General features: G+C 40.9%; 6 protein-coding genes. 5 read left to right on the top strand and 1 reads right to left on the bottom strand.

From position 1 onward, the window contains the following. Positions 1 to 240: 240 nt before the first annotated feature. The gene (locus CDZ78_RS03120) at positions 241 to 873 is read right to left on the bottom strand and encodes a tetratricopeptide repeat protein (protein ID WP_140413859.1); all 633 of its coding nucleotides are present in this window, start codon (positions 871 to 873) and stop codon (positions 241 to 243) included. Positions 874 to 1,111: 238 nt separating this feature from the next. On the opposite strand from CDZ78_RS03120, the gene CDZ78_RS03115 reads away from it, so the two are divergent. The 5 genes from CDZ78_RS03115 (at position 1,112) to CDZ78_RS03095 (ending at position 6,549) form a co-directional block, all read left to right on the top strand. Beyond that, positions 1,112 to 3,340 (top strand): terpene cyclase/mutase family protein, encoded by a 2,229-nt coding sequence (locus tag CDZ78_RS03115; RefSeq protein WP_087868662.1) that lies wholly within the window; start codon positions 1,112 to 1,114, stop codon positions 3,338 to 3,340. Positions 3,341 to 3,388: 48 nt separating this feature from the next. Then, positions 3,389 to 4,765 (top strand): FAD-dependent oxidoreductase, encoded by a 1,377-nt coding sequence (locus tag CDZ78_RS03110; RefSeq protein ID WP_087868661.1) that lies wholly within the window; start codon positions 3,389 to 3,391, stop codon positions 4,763 to 4,765. Next, a complete protein-coding gene (locus CDZ78_RS03105; RefSeq protein WP_087868660.1) occupies positions 4,765 to 5,280 on the top strand; it encodes an adenine phosphoribosyltransferase in 516 nt (171 codons plus the stop codon). The genes CDZ78_RS03110 and CDZ78_RS03105 overlap by 1 nt, the downstream gene beginning before the upstream one ends. Positions 5,281 to 5,408: 128 nt before the next feature. Next, positions 5,409 to 6,224: a bifunctional DNA-formamidopyrimidine glycosylase/DNA-(apurinic or apyrimidinic site) lyase gene (mutM, locus tag CDZ78_RS03100; RefSeq protein WP_087868659.1), complete on the top strand. Its 816-nt coding sequence runs from the start codon at positions 5,409 to 5,411 to the stop codon at positions 6,222 to 6,224. 31 nt (positions 6,225 to 6,255) lie between these two features. Beyond that, entirely contained in the window at positions 6,256 to 6,549 is a 294-nt protein-coding gene (locus tag CDZ78_RS03095) for a DUF2288 domain-containing protein (protein WP_087868658.1), read from the top strand. The last annotated feature ends 186 nt before the right edge of the window (positions 6,550 to 6,735 follow it).

Raw genomic sequence — 6,735 nt, 5'->3', positions numbered from 1 at the left:
TCGCCTACCAGGGACTAAAAATCATCACTCCGCTTAGGCTCCGTTTCCCTGATTTTAAGCGGGGGTAAACATCCGCGCCATCAATTTTAGGAAAACAGGCCAATAAAGAAAATACATAAGAGCTCCTCTTAATTGTAAACAATAAATAATCCTAGAAAAATATTAGTTGAGTACCAGGGTAACTACTGGATTTCCTGGGATTGCCGGGGGTTAATTCATTAATCAGGTAAAGCAGAGTTGTTACGATAAACTTGCTAAAGCTGCTTGAGCTTTAGCCTTTTGCCTAACTTTAATTTTAAATGATGTGTTTGCTGGATCTATTTTTGCATCAATTGCTTTATTAAGATAACTTAACGCCTGTTCGTTCTTGCCCTGCTCCAGCAAAAACTCCGCATAAAAATAATTGCTGGCAACCCCATCAGGATTAACCTGCAGGGCTTTTAATAAATACGTTTCCGCTTCGTTATCATCCCCAAAAGCAACGGGCCATCCAGGCACCTTATAATACAACACACCCATTGTTACTAAAGCTGAACCATCACGTGCTTCCGGATTAATATCTATCGCTTTGGCTAACAACTCTTTTGCCTGCTTAACCAATCCAAGTGCAACAAAACTAGAAGCATCTTCGGCCATTGTCAATAGAATAGCTGACTTCAATATAAGGGGCTCAGCTTGACTAGGAAAGTCTCTAACGACACTTGTAATGTCTTCAGCCAGTTGCAAAAATATATTTTTACGGTCAGAACTAGCTTCTGTTTCACTAGTATCAGCCCAGGTTGCTTCAATTTTTGACACACTCTCTTGCATAGAGTCCGCTAAAGCGCCCCGTGCAAAAAGTAGCAAAAAAACAACAAAAATTAATTTTTTCATGCTCAGAGTATAGTCGTCAAAACCCGACAATTCAAGTTTACTAATATATTTATTAAATAACAAATCCCATTAAAAAATATAATACACAGATATATATAAGAATTTCTCATTTACCATAATTATACTAATGTTAATTTGTGTTAATTACATCACATTTTGTTGCGCTTGTTGTATAATTACAACGACCATTATTGCTAAACCTTAGAAACTAACAGATCAGAACCCCAGTATAGCCACCATGCCGCAAAAAAAACCAAGCTGGAATCTTTGGAAACTCCTCACCAGAAATGGCCGTCAAGTATGGGCATTTAAGGCTGGTACGTCTGACATTGATGATCATCTAAAAAATGCAGATGATTTTTCTGAGCAGGAACGCCAGGCATTTAGTAAAGATTTTGCTTTCGACCGTCAGTCTAACCCAACATCAGCTGATAAGGTTTTTAGGCAACAGGCACTAGCAAGCAATAATTTCAAACTTATTGAACAAAAAATAGCGGAAGAACAAACTTTAATAGATAGCCTGACTAAAGGCATGCACTACTTCTCTCAGTTGCAGACTGATGAAGGCCACTGGCCAGGCGATTACGGTGGCCCACTGTTTTTATTGCCAGGATTATTGATAGCATCTTATATATCAGACACCCCCTTCCCAAAGCCCCATCAGGAAATGATGAAGGTATACCTTTTTAACCACCAACATACTGATGGTGGCTGGGGCATGCATATCGAAGGACAACCCACTATGTTTGGGACCGTCATGCAATACGTTTCCCTGCGTATATTGGGTGTCGATAAAGACGATGCGAGATTACGCCTTGCCAGTGCATGGATTAAAGACAATGGAGGAGCAGCGAGCATTCCTTCCTGGGGAAAATTTTATCTATCGCTACTAAATTTATACAAATGGAATGGCTTTAATAGCCTGTTCCCGGAAATGTGGTTATTTCCAAAATGGCTCCCCGTACATCCATCTAGATACTGGTGTCATAGCCGTATGGTATACTTACCGATGGCTTATTGTCAGGCGCATCGCATTCAAATGCCTGAAAACGATTTGATTCTGTCCTTAAGAAAAGAAATATACAACGAAGACTTTGACTCAATAGACTGGGCAAAGCAAAGAGATAGGGTATGCGAAAAGGATTGCTACACTAAGCAATCACCCGTTTTGAAATGGATGAATCTATTCACTAATACTTATGAAAAAATCAGTCCACAGTGGCTAAGAACAAAAACGAGTGATTATTTATTAAAATATATTAACGCTGAAGATGCTCAAACTGAATACCTTAATATAGGCCCTGTTAGTAAAGCCATTAACTCAGTTTGTATCTGGCATGCATACGGTAAAGACTCCGAACAGTTTAAAAAGCATGTTGCCCGGTGGTATGACTATTTATGGGTTGCTGAAGACGGCATGAAAATGAGCGGCTATAATGGCTCTCAATTATGGGATGTTGCTTTTATCACTCGCGCTATGCTGGAAAGCGACTTAGGCCTACAATTCCCAGAAACCATTAATAAAAGCTATCAATTTATTGATAGCATGCAAATTCTAGAAGAACACGAGACACACCAAGAATTTTTCCGCCATCCTATGATTGGAAGCTGGCCATTTTCTACTGCGGAACAAGGCTGGCCAGTAGCCGACTGCACAGCAAAAGGCCTAAGCGCCACTCTTGCTGTACACAAAACAGGTATTGTTAAAAGCAGCATTAGTGATGAACGCATAAAACAGGCTGTCGATATTATTCTATCCTATCAAAATCAGGATGGTGGCTGGCCAACTTATGAATTAAGTCGTTCTCCACAATGGCTAGAAGTACTCAACCCCTCTGAAATCTTTGCCGATATCATGATTGATTACTCCTGGACTGAATGCAGTGCGGCCTGTGTGATTGCATTACTTGAGATTCAAGAGCAATACCCTGAGTATAAAGATCAGGAAATACGTCTAGCCATTACTAAAGGCCTAGAATTTATTATCAACAAACAAAAAACAGATGGTTCATGGTATGGCGGCTGGGCGGTTTGTTTCACTTATGCCACATGGTTTGCTGTAGAAGCCCTGGTTCAGGGTAAAAAATATATTGACGCAGAGCTAAGAACAGCCAGCATTAACAAGGCCTGTGATTTTCTCATCAATAAGCAAATGCCTGATGGCGGCTGGGGCGAAACCTATGAATCTTGCGCAAAAATGGTCTACACCCAAGCCGAAACCTCCCAGGTCGTTAATACGGCATGGGCACTACTAGCACTGCAAACCGCAAAATCAGATGAACAAGAAGCCATTCAGCGTGGCATAGATTTGCTTATACAGCGACAACTCGACAATGGTGACTGGGCTCAAGAAAGCATCTCAGGTGTTTTCAACTATAACTGCATGATCACCTATAGCTCCTATAGAAATATATTTCCTATTTGGGCACTAAATCGATTTTATAAAAATAACGCTATTAAAGCCTAACTATTCATATTAAAATTAAAACGTTAAAGCCCATTAAAGAGATTTCTCATGAATACATCTTCTGAACATAATGATATATTTGATATTTGCATTATTGGTGCAGGTATGGCTGGTGCGACAATTGCTGCGTATCTCGCCCCCAGAGGCATTAAAATTGCACTTATCGATAGAGAATATACTGAAAAGAGGCGTATCGTAGGTGAACTATTACAGCCCGGCGCTGTACAGACACTCCAAAAGATGGGGCTGGAGCACTTGCTTGAAGGTTTTGACTCCCAGCCGATTTATGGTTATGCCTTATTCAATAGTGATAAACATTTCTCTATATCATATAACGCTGATGACTCTACAGATTATCATGGAGTCGGCCTGCATAATGGACGGTTTTTACAAAAAATTCGTGAAGATGTACTTAAAAATAAAACGGTCACACAAATTCACGGCACGGTTTCAGAGCTGATTGAAGATACTGATGGCGTTGTCACGGGAGTTAAATACCGCGAGAAACACACGAGAGAATACAAAACAGTTAACGCCAAGCTAACTATTACCAGCGATGGTTTTTTCTCCAATTTCCGTAAAGACTTAAGTAATAACGTAAAAACGGTTACTTCGTTTTTTATTGGCCTAGTATTAAAAGACTGTGAACTTCCCTTCCCTAACCATGGCCATGTCTTTTTGTCAGCGCCGACACCTTTTATCTGCTACCCGATATCTAGCACAGAAACACGCTTACTAATTGATTTCCCAGGTAAAAAAGCACCTAAAAAAGATGACATACAAGAGCACATCTTAACTAAAGTTGCCCCCTTCTTGCCCGCAGAGTTTAAGGAATGTTTTGCAAACGCCATGGCTGAAAATGACTTTAAGGTCATGCCCAATCACTATATGCCAGCCAAACCTGTACTTAGAAAAGGGGCTGTTCTGCTAGGTGATGCACTCAATATGCGCCACCCTCTAACTGGTGGTGGTTTGACTGCTGTATTTAATGATGTCTACTTGCTCAGCACTCATTTACTGGCAATGCCCGATTTCAATGATCCCAAACTGATACACGAGAAACTTGAACTATATTATTCGGACCGATACCACGCCAATACCAATATTAATATCATGGCAAACGCACTCTATGGCGTCATGTCCAATGACCTGCTAAAACAAGGTGTCTTTGAATATTTAAGTAAAGGTGGTAACAAATCAGGCGGCCCCATTACTTTACTAGCAGGTCTAAACAGAAATCCGACACAGCTTATCAAACATTTTTTCAGCGTTGCTTTACTCTGCATTAGCAACCTTTCCGGAAAAAACAAAATGAATCTGTCGAATGTTTTTCGTATTATGAGAGACGCTTTCTGCATTATTAAACCACTTGCAGTTAATGAACTACGCCCTAGTTCATTTTACAAGAAAAACACCCAGCACTGATGCAACGACTCAAAGATAAAATCCGTGACATCCCTGACTTCCCTAAGCCCGGAATTATATTTAAGGACATTACCCCTTTAGTTAAAGATCCCGCCACATTACGTCTTTCTGTACACCAACTGATACAGCCTTTTTTAGGTAGAAATATTACTGCTGTTGCCGGCATGGAAGCAAGAGGCTTTATTTTTGGATCTCTTGTCGCCTGGGAACTTAACCTTCCCTTTATTCCCTTAAGAAAACCCGGAAAACTTCCCTACGACGCACAAAGCGTCTCTTATGACTTAGAGTATGGCTCTGCTAATCTGGAAGTTCATACCGACGCGCTGGACAAAAATGACCGCGTATTACTAATTGATGATTTATTAGCGACTGGTGGCACTGCAAAAGCAAGCTGCGAATTAATTGAACAACTCGGTGCTACTGTCGAAGCCCTAGCTTTTGTAATTGAACTGGATTTTTTACAGGGCAGAGAAAAGCTGGATAACTACGAAATACATAGCCTATTACATTATTAGAGCCACATGTAGACTAAGAACTGAGAATTGTATAAAATTCTCAGCCCTAAGCAAACACGCCTAACAAAAAACCAAGGCTACACAAGCCTCATCCTAGCATACAGGACCCGCCACACTATTTAGTAAACATGCCTGAACTACCCGAAGTTGAAACCACCCTGCGTGGTATCAGTCCACACATCAAAAACCAAACCGCACTCAAAGTAATCATTCGTCAGCCCAAGTTACGCTGGCTCATACCCACAGAACTGCCGCAGCTGATTGAGCAGCACACCCTGCAAAGCCTTAGACGCAGAGCAAAATATTTACTACTCAACTTTGACACAGGCACATTACTTATCCACCTAGGCATGTCAGGAAGCCTACGTGTAATAACAGATAACACTCCAGTAGCTAAACACGACCATTTCGACATCCAGTTTACAAATAACAAAAGTATCCGCCTGACTGATCCACGCAGATTCGGTGCCGTATTATGGCTGGGCACAGATCCAGAATCTCACCCGCTATTAAGTAAGCTTGGCCCTGAACCTCTTGGCACGGAGATAACGGCCAACTATCTATATCAAAAATCCCGCTCTAAGAAGGTTAGCATCAAGCAATTTTTAATGAATCAGGATATTATCACAGGCATAGGCAATATTTATTGCACTGAGGCACTTTATACTGCAGGTATCAATCCAGTCCGTGCTGCTGGCAATATTTCCCTACAACGATATCAAAAGTTACTGGATATAATACAGAACATACTAACATTAGCGATCGAACAAGGCGGCACAACGCTACGTGACTTTGTTGGTAGCGATGGAAAACCAGGATATTTCAAACAAGAATTAAATGCCTATGGCCGAGCAGGTCAACCCTGTAAGCGTTGTCAGCAACCTTTATCAGAAATAAAACAGGCACAAAGAACTACCGTTTATTGCTCCAGTTGCCAAACCTGAACAACCCCCCCTTTTACTCCCCTCTAAAAACATGAACCCAGAAGATTTAAGCAAAGACAAAGTTAATCAGGAAACATCCAAAATTGCCTGGTCTGAATTACAACGATTTTTTGCCCAGGGATTAGCGGTTAATGTTTCCCCGGAGATGGATCTTGTAGAAGTGGCAGACGCTTTTTCCAAAGACGATAAAGTACAGGTAGAGCAATGGATGAAAAACCAGCTAGTTCATCTGGTTACAGACCGGCAAGCCGAATTATGGATCAAAAATGATGTACTAATGTGGGCAGTTGTAATAAAACCCTGGATTTTAGTGCAGCCTGTCTAGAATAAACTTTGCCTAACTTGATAAAAACCAACTCACCATCATTTCGTAAATGAGAAAGGTCACAATCAGAAACCTTTAAAATTTATTTGGCTTCCTTGCCACTCAACCATATTTCATTATTAGTCAAAAATACCACCTAATTTTAGGCGCGCCATGCTACCTCACGAAATTCCGGGACTCCTGTCG

Origin of the sequence: Bathymodiolus platifrons methanotrophic gill symbiont (genome assembly GCF_002189065.1) — a bacterium.
GTDB lineage: Bacteria > Pseudomonadota > Gammaproteobacteria > Methylococcales > Methylomonadaceae > Methyloprofundus.
This window is presented reverse-complemented; position numbering and strand designations above follow the sequence as displayed.